Below are 17,612 nucleotides of genomic sequence, written 5' to 3'. Positions count from 1 at the left end.
CCCCCCCCCCCCCCCCCCCCCCCCCCCCCCCCCCCCCCCCCCCCCCCCCCCCCCCCCCCCCCCCCCCCCCCCCCCCCCCCCCCCCCCCCCCCCCCCGGGCCTCGTCGTCCAGGTCGTAGGAGGCGTCCACCCGCTCCTCGGCCCGCGCCCACTGCTCCTCGTCGTACGGCAGGGCCGCCAGCTCGACGTGCTCGTGGTGCGCGCGCTCGACGAGGTCGGCGGTGCGCTCCAGGCCCAGGGACCGGTAGGAGCGGACCACCCGCGCCAGCGGGTACCCCTCGTCGCGGGCGTAGTTCTCCACCGCGTCGAGCAGCCCGCCGTTCACCACCGACCCGTGGAAGGTCAGGACGTCGTGCAGCGCGGCGTCACCCTCGTGGGTCCTGATCGCCGGCGAGTCCCACTGGCAGGCGCGGTTCCACAGCTCCTCGAACTCCTCGTCGCTCACCCCGACGACGGTAGGGGCGGGCACCGACACCAGGGGTGGGCGCCGGGGTCAGCGCGGCGGCGCCCACGCCGGGTCGCGGCCCGTCAGCCCCACCAGCCGGTCCAGGGCGGGCGCGTCGTCCGGCACCGCGACGGGCGGTCCGAACAGCCCGGGCGCCCGCGGCACGTCGCGCAGGAACGCCAGCAGCGCGAGGACGTCCGCCTCGGCCGTCCGCAGCGGCAGCCCCGTGGCGCGCGCCAGGTCCCAGCCGTGCACCACGAGCTCGTCGAGGACGAACATCCCCGCCGCGGCGGCGGGCAGCGGCACCGTCCCGGCCACGGTCTCGCCCTCCCACGCGGCCGGGTCGGCCCAGGCGGCGGCCAGGTCCCGCAGCGCGGCGGGCACTCGCTCGCGCCAGCCCGGCCGCAGCAGGGCGGCGTCGCTCTCGCCCAGCAGCTCCGGCGGGACCGGTCGCTTGCGGGCGGTGGCCAGCATCCCCGCCGCCATCCCGTCCACGTGGTCCAGCAGGTCCCCGACCGCGTACGGGGCGGCGGGGGTGGGGACGCTCAGGTGCTCCTCGCGCACGGTCGCCACCACGGCGGCGAGAGCGTCGGCGGCCGGCGCCAGGTCGTGCGGAACGGGGTCGTGCGGAGCCGGGGCGCGCGGGGTCTGATCGCGCGGGGTGTCGGTGGTGTCCACGGTGTCCTCCCGGGGGTGGGTGCCACCCGGTGGACCGCCGGGACGAGCGGTCCTCAGCGGTCGCGGGTCACGCGAAGCGGGACGGGTCGCCCGCGCCGACGCGCACGACCTCCGGCGCGCCGTCGGAGAAGTCCACGACGGTCGTCGGCTCGCTGCCCGGCTCGCCGGCGTCCACGACGGCGTCGACGACGTGGTCGAGCTCCTCCTTCACCGTCCAGGAGTCCGTCGGCGGCCGCTCCCAGCCGGGCAGCAGCAGCGTGCTCGACAGCAGCGGTTCGCCCAGCTCGCCCAGCAGGGCCCGCACGAACGGGGTGCCGGGGATGCGCACGCCGACGGTCTTCTTCTTCGCGTGCGCGAACCGCTTCGGCACCTCCCTCGTCGCCGGCAGCACGAACGTGTACGGGCCGGGCGTGGCGGCCTTCACGGCCCGGAAGGCGGCGTTGTCCAGGTGGACGAACTGCCCGAGCTGGGCGAAGTCCAGGCACACGAGGGTGAAGTGGTGCCGGTCGTCGAGGTGGCGCACGCGCCGGATGCGGTCGGCGCCGGTGCGGCTGTCCAGCCGGCAGCCCAGCGCGTACCCGGAGTCGGTCGGGTAGGCGATGAGCGCGTCCTCGCGCAGCAGCGCCACCAGCTGGCCGACCGCGCGCGGCTGGGGGTCCTGCGGGTGCACCTCCACGAAGCGGGCCACGCCCGGACCCTAGGCCCGCCCCGGCGCGCCGTCACGCCGGAGCCGGCGCGCCGGACGCGGGGAGGGTGGCTCAGGACGGCGCGCGCAGCAGGTGGAAGGGCATCGCGCGGCTGCGCTCGAACCCCAGCGCCGCGTACAGGCGCAGCGCGCCCGTGTTGTCCGCCGAGGCGTGCAGCAGCGGACGGTCACCGCGCTCGAGGATCCCGGCCGCGACGGCCCGCACGAGCCGCGAGGCGTACCCGCGCCCGCGCACCGACGGGTCGGTGCAGACCGCGCTGACCTCCGTCCACCCCGGCGGGGCCATCCGCTCCCCGGCCATCGCCACCAGGCGCCCGGAGGCGTCGCGCACGCCGAGGTAGCGGCCCAGCAGCCGGGTGCGCCGCCCGAACGGGCCCGGACGGGTGCGCGCGACGAGGTCCAGCGCGTCGTCCACGTCGTCCTCGCCCAGCTCCACGGCCCCCGGGTCGGGCGCGGCCGCCAGGGCCGCGGTGGCGACCATCTGCACGCCCGGCAGCCGCTGCACCAGCTCCCAGCCGGCGGGCACCTCCTCGGCGCCGGGCACCCGCACGTCGGCGCCCGGACCGGCCAGCGCCGCCAGGTCCGCCCACGCGGCCGGGTCCCGCACGTCCGCCACGGCGGCGAACGGGGACACGTCCGCCGGGTAGCGGCGGGCCCGCCCGCGCTCCTGCGCCAGGTGCGCGTGGGCACCGGCCAGGGACGCCCACGCCGGGTTCGCCAGGACGTCCGCGGTGGTGGCGGGGGAGGGGACCGGGTCGGGCACGACCGCATCGTGGCAGGTCACGGCCGTGTGACGGTCCACGGTCCCGGGCGCGTCCCGCGTGGCGAGTGGCACCGGTCACACCTACGGTGTCCGCCAGTCGCCGTCGCGAAGGAGCAGAAGTGGCATCCGTCCTCGACCGGGAGCGCACCGTCGCCCCACCCGGTTTCAACCGGTGGCTCATCCCGCCCGCGGCCCTGGCCGTGCACCTCAGCATCGGCCAGGCCTACGCCACCAGCGTCTACAAGACCGCGCTGGTGGAGCACTTCCAGGTCTCCCAGACCCAGATCGGCATCGTCTTCTCGATCGCCATCGTCATGCTCGGCCTGTCGGCCGCCGTGATGGGCACCTGGGTCGACAAGAACGGCCCCCGCAAGGCCATGGCCGCCTCGGCGCTGTTCTGGGTCACGGGGTTCCTCGTCGGCGCCCTGGGCATCGCCACCAGCCAGCTGTGGCTGCTGTACCTGGGGTACGGGTTCATCGGTGGCATCGGCCTGGGCATCGGCTACATCTCGCCGGTCTCCACCCTCATCAAGTGGTTCCCCGACCGCCCGGGCCTGGCCACCGGCATGGCCATCATGGGCTTCGGCGGCGGCGCGCTCGTCGCCAGCCCGCTGTCCACGCGGCTGATGTCGCTGTACGACCCGGAGTACACCGGGGCCGCCGGCACCGTGCCCTCCGGGCAGTCGGTCGCCCTGCTGTTCGTCACCCTGGCCGCCGTCTACGCCGTCCTCATGACGTACGGCGCGGCCACGATCCGCGTCCCGGCCGACGGCTGGAAGCCCGACGGGTTCGACCCGGCGTCGGTCAAGCAGAAGTCGATGGTGACCACCGCGAGCGTGTCGGCGAACAACGCCGTGCGCACCCCGCAGTTCTACCTGCTGTGGATCGTCCTGTTCTGCAACGTGACCGCGGGCATCGGCATCCTCGAGCAGGCCTCGCCGATGATCCAGGACTTCTTCCGCGGCGACGACGGCGTCTCGGCCGTCGCGGTCGGCGCGGCCGGCGGTTTCGTCGGCCTGCTGTCGCTGGCGAACATGGCCGGGCGGTTCGTGTGGTCCTCCACCTCCGACGTCATCGGCCGCAAGCCGATGTACATGGTGTACCTGGGCGTCGGGCTGGTGACGTACTTCCTGCTCGCCACGTTCGGGCAGGTGAGCACCGTGCTGTTCGTCCTGTTCGCCGCGATCATCCTGTCGTTCTACGGCGGCGGGTTCGCCACGGTCCCGGCGTACCTGCGCGACCTGTTCGGCACGTTCCAGGTCGGCGCCATCCACGGCCGCCTGCTGACGGCGTGGTCGGCCGCCGGCATCGCCGGCCCGCTCATCGTCAACGGGTTCCTCGACGCGCAGGGCACCCCCGGCGAGCTGACCGACGCCGCCTACCGCCCCGCCCTCTACACGATGGTGGCGCTGCTGGCGGTCGGGTTCGTCGCCAACCTGCTGGTGCGCCCGGTGTCGGAGAAGTTCCACGAGCCGTCCCGCGACAGCGGTACCGCGGCGCGCGAGGGGAGTGGTCAGCAGTGAGCACCGCCAACAGCTCCGCGGGAGGGTCCGCGGGCGGGGGCGGCGGCGCGGTCACCGACCGCTCCACCGGCCGGGTCGTCCTGGGCTGGGCGCTGGTGGGGATCCCGCTGGCCTACGGCCTCGTGGAGACCCTCGTGCGCGCCTCCCGCCTCTTCACCGGCTGAGCACCCGCCGGACCGCCGGCCCGCCGGCCGGCCGGGCGGCTCACCAGCCGCCCGGCCAGCCGGCGAGCACGACCACCAGCAGCCACAGCGCCCACAGCTCCGCCGGGCGCGCCGGCGCGGGCACCCGCTCCACCACCCGGACCGTCCGCGTCCCCGCCGCCCGCGCCCGCAGCAGCGCCGCCCGCAGCGCCGCGGCGGTGCGCCAGCCGCGCCAGCGCTCCGGCACCCACGCCTCGCCCGCCGCGTGCTGCTCCAGGCGCACCGGCCCGACGAGCGCCTCGACGGCGTCCCCGTCCTCCCGCTCGGCGCCCTCCACCGCGTCCAGCCGCCCCGCCTCCCCGGTCCGCACCGTCAGCACCACGCCGGTGCGCCGGTCGGCCTCCACGTCCAGCAGGTGCGCCCACCCGTAGCGGCGCGAGCGCCCCAGCACGCCCGTGCTCGTGAAACCGTCGGCGTCCCAGGACAGCCGCGGGCGCAGCTGGAAGCGCCACGCCGCCTCCAGCGCCAGCAGCCCCAGCAGGGCCGCGGCCACCGCGGCGGGCACGGGCCGTCCCGCCAGCGCGCTCAGCAGGTCCGTCGCCCAGTCCGCGCCCAGCGCCGTGACCACCAGCGCCGGCGCGACGACCAGGACGGCCAGGCGGCGCGGCAGCCGGTGCTCGCCGCCGGCCCCGTCGCGGTCGGCGTCGGCCAGGTCCGCCACGGGCACCGCCATCGCCGGCAGCCCGTCCTCGTCCAGGCCGTCGTCGTCCGGGTCGAGGTCGAGCGGCGGGCCGTCCACGGCGTCCTCGGCCGGGCCCGCCACGGGCAGCCAGGTGCCCGCGCAGCGCACGGCCACCCACGCGCCCGGCGCGGGCACGCCGGCCAGCTCCAGCGGCCGCACCGGCGGCAGGTCCAGCTCGTCGCCGTCCTCCGGTTCCGGCACGCCCAGCAGGCGGGCGCTGGCCGCCACGTCCAGGGGCACCGCCAGCACCGGCGGGTCGTCGCCTCCGGCGTCGGCGGCGTGGACCAGGACGACCCCGGGCAGGACCCGCCCCTGCGCGCGCAGCAGGGGGACGCCGGCCCCGTCCGGTCCGCTCGCGGGCGCGCGGGTGCCGCGGCGGCGCCGGGCCGCGGCGGCCAGGGCCAGCGCGGCGCTCGCCCCCGCCAGCAGCGGCGCTCCCCACGCGTCGTACGGCTCGGCGACCAGGCGCACCCCGCCGCCGGGCAGCAGGCGCACCGGCTCGCGCGCGCCGACGGGGTGCTCGGCCGCGTCGAGCACCTCCACGACCGGCTCGCGGCCGTCGGGCAGCGCCACCGCCACCACGAACCCGGCGTCGTCCCCCACCTCCTCCGCGCCGGGGTGGGCCACGACGACGCCCGTGACGACGGGGGAGGACGCCTCCTCGGCCGTGCCGCGCGCCTGCAGGACCGCGCCCGCGACGAGCAGGACGAGCGCCAGGACGGCGGCGGCCGGGGCCAGCAGGCCCGCGCGCGCCAGCGGCCCGCGCGGCACCCCGGCCGGCGCCGGCGGCGCGGTGAGCGGCGCCCCGGCCCGCGCCAGCACCGCCGCCGCGTCCGCGTCCACCCGCTCCCGCCGGCGGACCACCGCCAGCTGCACGGCCAGGTGCGCGGCCAGGGCCAGCGCGGTCGCCGCCCCCCACGGCGTCGTCACCTCCGCCCACGTCCCCCCGAGCACGGGCTGCGCCAGCGCCGCCACGACGCCCGCACCGAGCGCGACGCGGCCGGAGACGGCCGTGAGCGCGGCCGAGGCCAGCAGCGCACCGCCCATGAGGTCCAGCGCGGCGTCCGGGGCGCACGGGTCGGCCGCCGTGCACGGCGCCGCCGGCGCGGACAGCACCACCGCGGCGACGACGGTGAAGGACAGCACCGGCACCCACGCCCGCGCGGGCAGGGGCAGCCCGCGGGCGCGCTCCAGCGCCCGCAGCAGCGGCGCGTCCAGCGCCGGGAGGCTCACCCCGTGCGTGTCGTCAGCCCGCGCGCACCGCTGGAGCGCCCGCGGGCCCGGGCTGGGCCGGACGGGTGAGACGGGTCGTGCGGCCGGGCGCGCGCCACCGCGACCGCACCGCCAGCGCGCTCGCCACCAGCGCCTGCGCGGCCGAGGCCGCGGTGAGCGCGGCCAGCACCGCGGCCGAGTGCAGCAGCGCCACCGGGCCGGGGGAGGCGCCGCCCGCGCCGCCGTGCGCGTGACCGTGCCCCGCCGGGGCGAGGGGTGCCGGGACCGCGGCCACCGGGGCGGGTGCCGCGGCCAGCGCGAGGTGCGCCAGCGCCATCGCGGCGGCGAGCACCGCCGTCAGCACCCAGGTGCGCCGGCCCGGAGCCCGCCACAGGTGCCCCGCGCACGGCAGGCACACCAGGGCCATGCCCAGCAGCAGCGCCGCCAGGGGCAGCGAGACCCCCGCGTGGGCGACGGCCAGCGGCACGTGCAGCACCGCCACCGCCGCGGCCGACGCGGCCAGTCCCCGGGAGGCGGACACCTCCCGGGGGCCGGGCGCCGGCGCCGGGCTCACGCGCCGCAGCACGTCCCGCCGTCCGCGCCGCCGGCGAGCTGGGCACCGCTCGGCACGCCCAGCGCGGGGTTGCGGTCGAAGAACCCGACCGGCTTCAGCGTGAAGCCGGAGTAGTCGACCGGCATGACCGGCCAGTCCTCCGGCCGCGGGAAGTGGGTCAGCCCGAAGGTGTGCCACAGGACGACGTCCTGGCCGTCCAGGTCGCGGTCGGCGGCCGCGTACGCGGGCAGTCCCGCCCCACCGGGGTTCTGGTTGACGAAGTCGCCGGCCGGGTAGCGCTCGGCCGGGTCGTAGCGGGTCACCCACAGGTGCTTGGCCGCGAACGTCGCCCGCTCGTGCACGGAGGAGGACTCGTCGGCCAGCAGGAGCGGCTGGTGCTGCGGGTGCAGCGCGTAGCCCGTGGGCTGCCCCAGCCGGTTGGTCCGCTCGGTGCTCAGCACGTGCCACACGCGCCCGCGCGCGCCGTCGGCCTCCCGCTGAGCCTGCGACTCCGACGTCAGCCGCGTCGCGCGGCGCCCGAACGCGTTGCCGCGCGGGTTCCCCGGCCCGACCGGCACCCGGACGGCGTCGACCTCCTCCACGGCGTTGGCGACGCCGTCGACCGTCATGTCCAGGCGGGCGGAGAACAGGTGCTGGTGGAACGGCGCCGCCAGGCCGGGGGCGATCTCGGTGGAGTGCTCCAGACCCTCGGGCGGGTACGCGGCCGTGAACACCACGCCGGTGGCCTTCGCCTCCAGCTCGATCGTGCCGTCCAGGTACAGGTACCAGTAGAACCCGTAGTCGTAGTTGCCGATGGTGGTGAAGAACGAGATGACCATGCGCCGCTGGCGCCGGGTCTCCGCCATCCCGTTGAACAGGTCGGTGTGCTTCCACAGCACGCCGTAGTCCTCCTCGTGCAGGCAGATCGCCTGCGGGACGGTCTTCGGCCGCCCGTGCTCGTCGGCGAACACCGCGTCGAGGTAGTGGATCTCCCCGAGGCAGTCGCAGCCCAGCGCCAGGGAGTTCGCGAACCGCCCGAACAGGTACTCGCCGGTGTCGAAGTAGTTCTGCCACGAACGGACCGGCGACGGGTCGGCGTAGGGGACGACCATCTCGGCGATCGACGCGCGGTACACGACGGGCCGGCCGTCGACGCTCAGCTGGTGCAGCGTCAAGCCCTCGCGCGGGTCGAACCCCACGCGCACGCTCCAGCCGGCCCAGCTGACCACGTCGCCGTCCACGGTGAAGCTGGGTCCGTCCGGCTGGGTGATGTCGATGCGTCGCAGCGCCGACCGGGCCGACGGCTCGCCGTCGGTGTGCGGGGCGGCGTCCCAGCGGCCGGACTCGGCCGGCACGTCGAAGCGCCGGTGGTCCAGCACGTGCAGGACTTCCCGCCGGGTGGGGTCGACGTACGCGACGAGCCCGTCGACGGGGTGCGCCCACGGCAGGTCCTCGGGGGTGGGCTGGTGGAACCCGAAGACGCGCATGACGCGGCGGCCGGAGTCGCGCGGCGCGCCGGGCACGTCGTCGTAGCTGCCCGCGGACAGCGGCACGGTCCGCACGTCCGCGGGGTCCAGCCCGCGGGCGGCCAGGGCCGCTGCCCACCGCGCGTCGGCGGGCACGACCTCGTCGACGAGCGCGAACTCCTCCTCCAGGATCGGCAGCTGCCCCTCCGCGGCCCCGTCCACGGCGCGCCGCGAGACGACCCGGGCGGTGGTGACGGAGACGACCACGTCCTCGCCGGTGCCCGTCGCGGTGTCCAGCAGCAGGGCGCGCACCCGCCGGTCCACGGCGTCGCCCGGCCGGAACGCCAGCACCTGCTCCTTGGGCGGTTCCTCCAGGCCCAGGTAGGCGAACCGGGTGGCGCCGGTGACGGCGCCGGCGGCGACGAGCACCTCGCGGGCGGCGTCGACCTCCGCGGCGCTCAGCCGCGCCAGGGGGTGGTCGGGAACGGCTGGGGCGGTGGTCGCCGGAGGGGTGTCGAGCAGGCTCATCGGTCGGTCTCCGTGGTGGTGGGGGTGGTCTGGTCGGTGGGGGCGGCGGTGGCCGCGAGGGACTGCGCGGGCCCGCCCGCCTGGTGCGGGACGGTCGCCACCTGCAGGTGGGCGGCCGCCGCGACGTCCGCACCGGGGCGCAGCGCCGCGACGAGCGGGCCGAGCAGGTACGAACCGGCGGTGAGGACGAGGAAGACGACGGCCACCGTCCACCCGCCCACGAGCAGGTCGAAGTTCGAGGCCGTCAGCCACGCCGCCAGCGCCAGGCCGGCCACGCCCAGGGACGGGGCGACGACGGTGTTCCAGCGGCGCCCGTCCACCCGGGTGCGGCGGAAGAACACCAGCACGGCCACGCAGGTCAGCAGCATGAGCAGGACGAAACCCAGCGTCGCGATGCCGGCCATCCAGGTGTAGACCTCCATCACCGGGTCCAGCGCGAACGCGGCGAACAGCGCGACCATCGCCAGGGACGACGCGGTCTGCAGCAGCGAGGCCGTGTGCGGGGAGGAGTGCCGCGGGTGGCTGGCGCCCCAGGCGTGCGGCAGGACGCCGGTGTTCGCCAGCGAGAACACGTAGCGGTTGACGACGTTGTGGAACGACAGGACGCACGCGAACAGGCTCGTCAGCAGCAGCACCTGCACGAGGTCGCCCACGACGGCGCCCGCGTACCGGGTGGCCGTGGTGACGACCATGCCCTCCGGGTCCTCCAGCGCCGCCGCCACCGCCGGGCCGTCGCCCCACGCGCTGACCACCGCCCACGCCGACAGCGTGTAGAACAGGCCGATCACCAGCAGCGCCGCGTACGTCGCGCGCGGCACCGTGCGGTCCGGGTCGCGCGCCTCGTCGCGGAACACCGCCGTCGCCTCGAACCCGATGAACCCGGCCAGGGCGAACATCAGGCCGATCCCCGGCGCACCGGAGGCGATGCCCGACGGGGTCAGCGCCGCCGTCGAGAAGCCCTCCGGCCCGCCGCCGGCCAGCACGACCGCGGCGTCCACGACCAGCACGACGCCGATCTCGCCGACGAGCAGCACGCCGAGGACCCGGCTGGACAGGTCGATGTGCCGGTACCCCAGCACCCCGACCGCCGCGATGGACAGCCCCGCCCACACCCACCACGGCAGGTCCGGACCGCCCAGGTCCGCGACCACCCCGCCGAGCGCGGCGCCCAGGTACCCGTACACGGCGGCCTGGATCGTCTGGTACGTCAGCAGCGCCAGGAACGAGGCGCCCAGGCCGTGCGAGCGGCCCAGGCCCGCCCCGACGTAGGTGGAGAACGCGCCCGCGTCCGGGACGTGGCGCGTCATCGCCGTGAACCCGACGGCGAAGAAGAACAGCACCACGCCGCCGAGCGCGTACATGGCCGGGTACCCGGCCCCGTTGCCGATCGCGATGCCGAGGGGGACGCTGCCCCCCACGACGGTGAGGGGCGCCGCCGCGGCGACGACCATGAACACGATGGAGCCGACGCCGAGCCTGCCGCTCAGCCGGCGCTGCCCCGCGGGGGGAGCGGTCGCCGGCGAGCTCGTGGAGTTCGCCATGCCGGCGAGCCTGGACCGCGCGGGTTTCACCGCCGTTCCCCGCGCGTGACGTCCCGCGACCGCCGGGTGGGACGGTCCGGGCCGCGGTGTCCCACCCGCGGTCGTGCGCCGGAAACACGGGGGAAACGCGCCCGTGACGCGCGGGGGCCACCGTGTGCCGGTGCCCGGACCCGCCGACCTGCGCGCCCTGCGCCGCACCTCGCCCGTCGACGGGTTGCGCCGGCGGCGCCTGGGACCGGTGCAGGTGCTGGCGCAGTCGGTCTCGGCCACCGCGCCGGCGGCCGCGATGGCCACCGCGCCCGCCCTGGGCGCCGCCGGCGGCGGGACGCCGTCCGTGCTGGCCTACGTGCTGGCCACCGCCGTCGTGCTGCTCGTCGCCTCCGGCGTGCGCCAGTTCGCGCGGCGCATGGTCGCCCCCGGGTCGCTGTACAGCTTCACCGCCAAGGGGCTCGGGCCCGTGCCCGCGCTGCTGGGCGGGACGGCGCTGGCCGTCGGCTACGCCTGCCTCGTCGCGGCCTCGCTGACCGGCGTGGCCCTGTACGCGGCGGCGCTCCTGGCCGGCGCCACGGGCGCCGTCCCCGGCCCGGCCGCCACCGCGGCCGCCGTCATCGTCGCGGGCGCCGCGGTGGCCGGGTGCGCCGCGCGCGGGGTGGGGCTGTCGGCGCGCCTCGTCCTGGCCCTGGAGGCGGCCTCCATCGCCGTGGTCGCCGCGGTGCTCCTCGTGCTCGTCCTGAGTGCGGGGGAGGCGGGCGCGCCGGGGCCGGTCGCGGGCGACCTGCTGGCCCTCGGCGGCGGCGACGGCGTCCTCCTGGCGGTCACGGCTTTCGTCGGGTTCGAGAGCGCCTGCGCCCTGGGCACCGAGACCCGCCGCCCCCTGCTCGTCGTGCCGCGCGCCGTGCGCTGGACCGCCCTGGGCGCCGGCGGCCTGTACGTGGCCGCCGCGCTCGCCCAGGCCGTCGTGCTCTCCGCCGTCCCCGGGACCGGCGGCACCCCCCTGGCGGACGTCGCCGCCGCGCGGGGCGGCCCGGTCCTGGCCGCGGCCCTGGAGGTCGGCGTCCTGGCGTCCTTCCTCGCCTGCGCCGCCGGGTCCCTCACCGCCCTGGTGCGGTTGCTGTTCAGCGCCGGGCGCGAGGGCGTCCTGCCCGCGGCGCTCGGGCGCACCCACCCCCGGCGGGCCACCCCCGTCGTCGCCGTGGCCGCCGGCGGCGGGCTGGCCGTCACCGTCCCGGCCGCGCTGCTGCTGACCGGGACCGGTGCGGGGGAGGTGCTGCGCGGGCTGCTCGTGGCGGGGACGTGCGGCTACGCCACCGCCTACGTGCTGGTGTGCGTGGCAGCGCCGGTCTTCCTGCACCGCATCGGAGAGCTGACGGCCTGGCCCGTCGTCGCCGGGACCCTGGGGGCCGCCTCCCTCGTCGCGGTGCTGGTGGCCGTCGCCGGGTGGGCCGGCGGCGCGGACCGGGCCTGGCCGGCCGTCGCCGCCCTCGCCGTCGCGCTGGGCGGCGCCCGCGCCTGGTGGCTGGTGCGGCGCCGCCCCGCCGTCCTGGCCGCCGTCGGCCTCTACGACGAGACGCGGCGCGAGGACGTCCTCGGCGCGGGGACGGCGTGAGCCCCGACGCCGGCGGCCGGCAGCCGCGCGCCGTCAGCACCGCGCTGCGGCTGCTGGAGGAGGTCGCCCGCGCCGGGCCCGGCGTGAGCGCCGCCGAGGTCGCCGAGGCCGCCGGTGTCCCGCGCGCCACCGCCTACCGGTTGCTCAACCTCCTCGTCGCCGAGGAGCACCTCGTGCGGCTGCCGGACCTGTCCGGCTTCGCCCTCGGCGCCCGGCTGGGCGAGCTGGCCCGCGCCGCGGTGCCACCGGTGCTGCCCACCGCGGCCCGCGACGTGCTGGCCGGGCTGCGCGGGCAGGTGCGCGCGGCCGTGCACCTGTTCACCGTCGCGGACGCCGGCGGTGCGGCCGGCCGCGCCCTGCGGGTCGCCGACGCCGACCCCGACCTCGGCCTGCCCGTCGGCGAGCGCCGCCTCAACCGCTGCCTGGGCGACTCGGCCGCCGGGCGGGTCCTGCTCACCGGCCGCGCGGCCGGGCACGAGGACGGGGTCGCGCCGGGCGTGCGGTGCTGGGCCGTGCCGGTCCTGGCGCCGCCCGGCGCCCCCGCCGGCGGGGTCGTCGCGGTCCTCGCCGCCTCAGCGCCCGCCGCGGGCGCCCACCCGCCCGCCGCGCACGCCGACCGGCTGGCGCGGGCGGCCTCGGTCCTGGCCCCGCTGCTGGCCTGAGCGCGGCGCCGGCGCTCAGGAGGCGGCGATCAGCCCCAGCAGGCGGCTGCCGCCGTCGGGCAGCCGCACCACCCGGCCGCTGCTCGACCGCCAGGCCCAGCTGCCGTCGGCCTGGCGGGCGCGGAAGCGCGCCCGGTACTCCCCCCCGGAGGTGAGGGCCTCCGCCAGGGCGTCGCGCACCGCGTCGCGGTCCTCGGGGTGCACCTCGGCCTCCAGCTGGTGCGACAGGGGGGCGCCCGAGCCCTCGGCCCCCAGCAGCTGCGCGCACCGCGCGTCCCAGGACACCCGCCCGGTGCCCGGGTCCAGCTCCCACGCGCCCACCGCCGGGTCCATCAGCGGTGCGGACGCCCGCGGCTCCTCGCCGTCGGGCGCGCCGAGGCGGCCGAGGAGGTCGGGTGGCAGGAGCCGGCGGGCGGCGGTGACCGGGACCAGCCGCAGCAGGGCCGCCAGCGCCTCGTGGGTGAGCCCGTCGCCCTGCACGACCACCCGGTCCTCGCGCCCGCTCTCGTCGTCGAGGGCGAGCGCGTCCTCGATGAGCGTCAGCGCGGGGTCCACCGTCCTCGGCAGCTCGTCGCCCCACAGGTCCCGCAGCAGGTCCACCACGACCCGGGCGCGACCGGGACCGGGTCGGACGGCGCCGTCGACCACTGCGGACCCCCGTCTCCTCGTCCAGCGGAGCACGGTGATCGTGGCACGGGACCCGTGCCGGTGCACGCGGTCCGGCGGACCGGGTGTGCACGGGACCTCACGCTGCGGCATGGTGAGGGCAGGTGCGGTGACGTCCGTTGACGAACAGCGGTCCGCGGGGGTGAGGACGTGGGAACGGTGTGCGAGACGGACGAGCAGCTGGCGGGAGCCCTCTGGCCCCACCTGCTGGACGCGGTCGCCGCGGGCGAGCAGCGCGTCGTCCTGGACAGCCCGCACCGCGGCCGCGTCGTCCTCGTCTCCGAGGAGGAGCTGCTGCGCCTGGAGGCCGCCGCCCGCGAGGCCGAGGCCCGCGCGAGCGGCGTCCTGCCCACCGCGCGCGAGGCGGAGGTGCTCCAGCTCATCGCCGAGGGGCTCAACGGCAGCCAGGTCGCCGGACGGCTGGGGGTGTCCGCGCACACCGTCGCCCAGCACCTGGCCACCGTGCGCCGCAAGTACGGCGTGCGCAGCAGCACCGCCGCCGTCGACGCCGCCCGCCGCGCCGGCCACCTGCCCGGCTGACCGCTCCCGCAGCACGCCGGTGGTTCGTCGGCAGCACCCGTCGCGCACTGTGACCGGCGTCATCCCCGCCGCCCGCGAGAGAGCCACGTCACAGGTCTAGGGTGCTGAGCGGCCCGGTGCCGACCCGACGCGGGGTCCCGACCCGCTCGGCCGGCACCTCCCGAGGACCGACCGACGACGAAGACGAGGGAGCTCGTGGACCTCTTCGAGTACCAGGCGCGCGACCTGTTCGCGGCGCACGGCGTACCCGTGCTGGACGGCAAGGTGGCGACGACGCCCGAGGAGGCGGTCGCCGCGGCCGAGGCGATGGGCGGCGGCACCGTCGTCGTCAAGGCCCAGGTGAAGACCGGCGGCCGCGGCAAGGCCGGCGGCGTCAAGCTGGCCCACTCCCCGGCCGAGGCGGGTGAGAAGGCCCGCGAGATCCTCGGCATGGACATCAAGGGCCACACCGTCCACCAGGTGATGATCGCCCAGGGCGCGAAGATCGCCGAGGAGTACTACTTCTCCGTGCTGCTGGACCGCTCCAACCGCACCTACCTGGCGATGGCCAGCGTCGAGGGCGGCATGGAGATCGAGCAGCTCGCCGTGGAGCGCCCCGAGGCGCTGGCCCGGGTGCCCGTCGACGCCCTCACCGGCATCGACGCCGCCAAGGCCGCCGAGATCGTCGAGGCCGCCGGGTTCGCCCCCGAGCTGCGCGACGAGGTCGCCGCCGCGATCGTCAAGCTGTGGGACGTGTTCGTCTCCGAGGACGCCACCCTCGTCGAGGTGAACCCGCTGGTGCGCACCGAGGACGGGAAGGTCGTCGCCCTCGACGGCAAGGTCACGCTCGACGAGAACGCCGAGTTCCGCCACCCCGCGCACGCCGACCTGGCCGACGCCGCCAGCACCGACCCGCTCGAGGCCAAGGCCAAGAGCATGGGCCTGAACTACGTCAAGCTCGACGGCGAGGTCGGGATCATCGGCAACGGCGCCGGCCTGGTCATGTCGACCCTCGACGTCGTCGCCTACGCCGGCGAGGCCCACGGCGGCGTCAAGCCCGCCAACTTCCTCGACATCGGCGGCGGCGCGTCCGCGCAGGTCATGGCCAACGGCCTCGACGTCATCCTCGGCGACGAGCAGGTCAAGAGCGTGTTCGTCAACGTCTTCGGCGGCATCACCGCCTGCGACGAGGTCGCCAAGGGCATCGTCTCCGCCCTCGGGATCCTCGGCGACGAGGCCACCAAGCCGCTCGTCGTCCGCCTGGACGGCAACAACGTCGAGGAGGGCCGGCGGATCCTCGCCGAGGCCGACCACCCGCTGGTCACCCTCGTCGACACCATGGACGGGGCGGCCGACAAGGCCGCCGAGCTCGCCGCGACCGGGAGGGCCTGACCCATGGCGATCTTCCTGAACTCCGACAGCAAGGTCATCGTCCAGGGGATGACCGGCTCCGAGGGGCGCAAGCACACCCAGCGCATGCTCACCTCGGGCACGAACGTGGTCGGGGGCGTGAACCCCAGCAAGGCCGGGCAGAGCGTCGACTTCACCGGCCCCGACGGCTCCACCGTCGCCGTGCCCGTCTTCGGCACCGTCGCCGAGGCCCGCGAGGCCACCGGCGCCGACGTCAGCGTCGTCTTCGTGCCCGCCAAGTTCACCAAGGCCGCCGCGATGGAGGCCATCGACGCCGACACCCCGCTGGTCGTCGTCATCACCGAGGGCGTCCCGGTGCACGACACCGCCGAGTTCTACGCCCACGCGGCGGAGAAGGACGGCGTGCGGCTCATCGGCCCGAACTGCCCCGGCCTCATCAGCCCCGGCAAGTCCAACGCGGGCATCATCCCGGCGGACATCACCCCGCCCGGGCGCATCGGGCTGGTCTCGAAGTCCGGCACGCTGACCTACCAGATGATGTACGAGCTGGCCGACATCGGCTTCTCCTCCGCCGTCGGCATCGGCGGCGACCCGGTCATCGGCACCACCCACATCGACGCGCTCCAGGCCTTCCAGGACGACCCGGAGACCGACGTCATCGTGATGATCGGCGAGATCGGCGGCGACGCCGAGGAGCGCGCGGCCAAGTACATCCAGGAGAACGTCACCAAGCCCGTCGTCGGCTACGTCGCCGGGTTCACCGCCCCCGAGGGCAAGACGATGGGCCACGCCGGCGCCATCGTGTCCGGCTCCGCCGGCACCGCCCAGGCGAAGAAGGAGGCCCTCGAGGCCGCGGGCGTGAAGGTCGGCAAGACGCCGTCCGAGACCGCCCGGCTCGCCCGGGAGATCGTCAAGGGCCTCTGAGCGGCTCCTGAGCAGGCCCTCCGCGGGCCGTCCGGGCGTGGGAGCAGCGCCCGGACGGCCCGGTGGGAGAAGGTGGACGGCGATGTCCACGACCGTCGAACGACCCACCCCCGCGCGCCCCACCGCGGCCGACCTGCTGCCCCTGCTGGGTGCGGCCGCGCGGGCCGTGCTGCACCTGCTCGTCCCCCTGGCCGTCGTCACGGTCGTCGCCTGGCTGTCCGCCGTGCGCTCCACCTCCTCGCTGGCCTCCGTCGTGCGGGTCGGCGCCGACCTGTGGCTGCTCGGGCACGGCGCCCCCGTCGTCGTCGTCGGCGGCACCGTGGGCGTCGCGCCGCTGGGCCTGAGCCTGCTGGCCGCGCTGGCCTGCCGGCGGGCCGTGCGCGTGTGGGTCCGCGACCAGGCCGAGTCCGAGCGGCCCGTGCCGCACCTGCCCGCCGTCGGGGTGTTCACCGCCGCGTACGGGGTGCTGGTGGGCGCGGTGGCGCTGCTGTCGCGCAGCTCCGTGGCGGCCGCGCCGGCCCTGACCGCCCTCGCCGGCGGCTGCCTCGTCGGTGCCGCCGGTGCGCTGTGGGCGCTGCACCCGCACCGCGCGCCGCTGCCGCCGTGGGTGCCCGCACCCCTCGTGCGCGCGCTGCGCCCGGCCGGCGGGGCGCTGGCCGGCCTCCTCGGCGCCGCCGCGGTCCTGCTGGCGGTGGCCCTCGTGGCCGGCCGCGACCGCGTCCTGCTGCTGCACTCCTCCCTCGACCCCGGGCTGGTCGGCGGGGCGCTGCTGACCCTCGCGCAGGTCCTGCTGCTGCCGACCCTGGCCGTGTGGGCGGCCGCCTGGCTGGCCGGGCCCGGGTTCGCCGTGGGAGTCGGCACGTCCGTCGCGCCGGGCGGCACGAGCCTGGCCACGTTGCCGGCCGTGCCGGTGCTCGGGGCGCTGCCCGCGCAGGGCGCGATGCCCGCCGTCGCGTGGCTCGCCGTCGCCGTCCCCGTGCTCGCCGGGGCGGGGGCGCTGCTGCTGCACGAGCGCCGCGCGCCCGCCGGGCCGGAGCCCGGGCTGGGCGCCCGCTGCGCCACGGCCGGTCTCGTGGGCCTGCTGGCCGGGCTCGGCGCTGGGCTGCTGGCGGCCGCCGCCGCGGGCGGCGCGGGCACCGGCCGGATGGCGCACCTGGGCCCGATGGCCTGGCTGGTCGGGCTCGCCGTGGCCGGGGAGGTCGCCGCGGGCGCCCTGCTCGCCGTCCTGCTCGGGCGCGCCTGGCGGGCCCGGCGCCCGCAGCCGCTGCCCGTGGGCCTGCCCGACGGGCCGGCCCGCACGGGGCTCATCGGCGGTGCGCGCCCCACTGGCGGGGCGACCGCGGCCCGCGCCACCTCCTCGCCGGAGAGCTCACCGGGGGAGGGGACCGCGCCGGGGCGCCTGCGCCGCGCCGGCGGCGCCACCGCCGCCACCGCCCGCCGCGCCGCCCGGGCCCTGCGCCTGCCCGGCCGCCGCTCCTCCTGACCCCGGGACCCGCCCCTCACCTCCCGGCTCCGCGACGCCCCCACCCCTCCGTGATCTCGCTGGGATTCCCAGCGAGATCAC

General features: G+C 77.5%; 17 protein-coding genes. 8 read left to right on the top strand and 9 right to left on the bottom strand.

The genetic code is table 11. The annotated features are described in order from the left end of the window. The 4 genes from ACRYMY_RS18345 to ACRYMY_RS18330 form a co-directional block, all read right to left on the bottom strand. Window positions 1–445: DMP19 family protein (locus ACRYMY_RS18345; protein ID WP_432548660.1), on the bottom strand; the 445-nt coding region annotated here is incomplete at its 3' end. A 48-nt stretch (window positions 446–493) separates the two neighbouring features. After that, window positions 494–1,123 carry a TIGR03086 family metal-binding protein gene (locus ACRYMY_RS18340; RefSeq protein ID WP_432548659.1) on the bottom strand — a complete coding sequence of 210 codons (630 nt, stop codon included), beginning with the start codon at window positions 1,121–1,123 and terminating at the stop codon, window positions 494–496. 67 nt (window positions 1,124–1,190) lie between these two features. Further along, the gene (locus ACRYMY_RS18335) at window positions 1,191–1,811 is read right to left on the bottom strand and encodes an L-threonylcarbamoyladenylate synthase (RefSeq protein ID WP_432548658.1); all 621 of its coding nucleotides are present in this window, start codon (window positions 1,809–1,811) and stop codon (window positions 1,191–1,193) included. A 70-nt stretch (window positions 1,812–1,881) separates the two neighbouring features. Further along, window positions 1,882–2,592, bottom strand: coding sequence for a GNAT family N-acetyltransferase (locus tag ACRYMY_RS18330; RefSeq protein ID WP_432548657.1), 711 nt, complete (start codon window positions 2,590–2,592; stop codon window positions 1,882–1,884). Between the two features lie 119 nt (window positions 2,593–2,711). Between ACRYMY_RS18330 and ACRYMY_RS18325 the strand changes: the two genes are divergently transcribed. Both ACRYMY_RS18325 and ACRYMY_RS18320 read left to right on the top strand, forming a co-directional pair. Then, window positions 2,712–4,115 carry an OFA family MFS transporter gene (locus ACRYMY_RS18325; RefSeq protein ID WP_432548656.1) on the top strand — a complete coding sequence of 468 codons (1,404 nt, stop codon included), beginning with the start codon at window positions 2,712–2,714 and terminating at the stop codon, window positions 4,113–4,115. Then, window positions 4,112–4,279, top strand: coding sequence for an MFS transporter small subunit (locus ACRYMY_RS18320; protein ID WP_432548655.1), 168 nt, complete (start codon window positions 4,112–4,114; stop codon window positions 4,277–4,279). Before ACRYMY_RS18325 ends, ACRYMY_RS18320 begins: the two co-directional genes overlap by 4 nt. Window positions 4,280–4,319: 40 nt before the next feature. On the opposite strand, the gene ACRYMY_RS18315 is transcribed toward ACRYMY_RS18320, so the two are convergent. The 4 genes from ACRYMY_RS18315 to ACRYMY_RS18300 are packed head-to-tail and all read right to left on the bottom strand — an operon-like array spanning window position 4,320 to window position 10,300. After that, window positions 4,320–6,233, bottom strand: coding sequence for a hypothetical protein (locus ACRYMY_RS18315; RefSeq protein ID WP_432548654.1), 1,914 nt, complete (start codon window positions 6,231–6,233; stop codon window positions 4,320–4,322). Window positions 6,234–6,246: 13 nt separating this feature from the next. Next, window positions 6,247–6,786, bottom strand: coding sequence for a hypothetical protein (locus tag ACRYMY_RS18310; protein ID WP_432548653.1), 540 nt, complete (start codon window positions 6,784–6,786; stop codon window positions 6,247–6,249). Continuing rightward, window positions 6,783–8,759: a primary-amine oxidase gene (locus tag ACRYMY_RS18305; protein ID WP_432548652.1), complete on the bottom strand. Its 1,977-nt coding sequence runs from the start codon at window positions 8,757–8,759 to the stop codon at window positions 6,783–6,785. Before ACRYMY_RS18305 ends, ACRYMY_RS18310 begins: the two co-directional genes overlap by 4 nt. After that, on the bottom strand, window positions 8,756–10,300 hold the full coding sequence (locus ACRYMY_RS18300; RefSeq protein WP_432548651.1) for an APC family permease: 1,545 nt from the start codon (window positions 10,298–10,300) through the stop codon (window positions 8,756–8,758). Before ACRYMY_RS18300 ends, ACRYMY_RS18305 begins: the two co-directional genes overlap by 4 nt. Window positions 10,301–10,460: 160 nt before the next feature. On the opposite strand from ACRYMY_RS18300, the gene ACRYMY_RS18295 reads away from it, so the two are divergent. Next, window positions 10,461–11,906 carry an APC family permease gene (locus ACRYMY_RS18295; protein WP_432548650.1) on the top strand — a complete coding sequence of 482 codons (1,446 nt, stop codon included), beginning with the start codon at window positions 10,461–10,463 and terminating at the stop codon, window positions 11,904–11,906. Beyond that, window positions 11,903–12,568: a helix-turn-helix domain-containing protein gene (locus tag ACRYMY_RS18290; protein WP_432548649.1), complete on the top strand. Its 666-nt coding sequence runs from the start codon at window positions 11,903–11,905 to the stop codon at window positions 12,566–12,568. Before ACRYMY_RS18295 ends, ACRYMY_RS18290 begins: the two co-directional genes overlap by 4 nt. Before the next feature lie 15 nt (window positions 12,569–12,583). On the opposite strand, the gene ACRYMY_RS18285 is transcribed toward ACRYMY_RS18290, so the two are convergent. Next, window positions 12,584–13,216, bottom strand: a complete 633-nt coding sequence (locus ACRYMY_RS18285) for a PAS domain-containing protein (RefSeq protein WP_432548648.1) — start codon at window positions 13,214–13,216, stop codon at window positions 12,584–12,586. Window positions 13,217–13,393: 177 nt separating this feature from the next. Here ACRYMY_RS18285 and ACRYMY_RS18280 point away from each other — a divergent pair, with 177 nt between their 5' ends. The 4 genes from ACRYMY_RS18280 (at window position 13,394) to ACRYMY_RS18265 (ending at window position 17,531) form a co-directional block, all read left to right on the top strand. Beyond that, on the top strand, window positions 13,394–13,774 hold the full coding sequence (locus ACRYMY_RS18280) for a response regulator transcription factor (RefSeq protein ID WP_432548647.1): 381 nt from the start codon (window positions 13,394–13,396) through the stop codon (window positions 13,772–13,774). A gap of 195 nt (window positions 13,775–13,969) precedes the next feature. Then, window positions 13,970–15,145 carry an ADP-forming succinate--CoA ligase subunit beta gene (gene sucC / locus ACRYMY_RS18275; protein WP_432548646.1) on the top strand — a complete coding sequence of 392 codons (1,176 nt, stop codon included), beginning with the start codon at window positions 13,970–13,972 and terminating at the stop codon, window positions 15,143–15,145. Window positions 15,146–15,148: 3 nt separating this feature from the next. Beyond that, complete coding sequence (sucD, locus tag ACRYMY_RS18270) at window positions 15,149–16,048, top strand: succinate--CoA ligase subunit alpha (RefSeq protein ID WP_432548645.1); 900 nt, start codon at window positions 15,149–15,151, stop codon at window positions 16,046–16,048. Window positions 16,049–16,130: 82 nt separating this feature from the next. Further along, window positions 16,131–17,531, top strand: a complete 1,401-nt coding sequence (locus ACRYMY_RS18265) for a cell division protein PerM (RefSeq protein WP_432548644.1) — start codon at window positions 16,131–16,133, stop codon at window positions 17,529–17,531. Window positions 17,532–17,612 lie beyond the last annotated feature (81 nt).

Source organism: Kineococcus haloalkalitolerans, assembly GCF_050871905.1.
Lineage (GTDB): Bacteria > Actinomycetota > Actinomycetes > Actinomycetales > Kineococcaceae > Kineococcus.
This window is presented reverse-complemented; position numbering and strand designations above follow the sequence as displayed.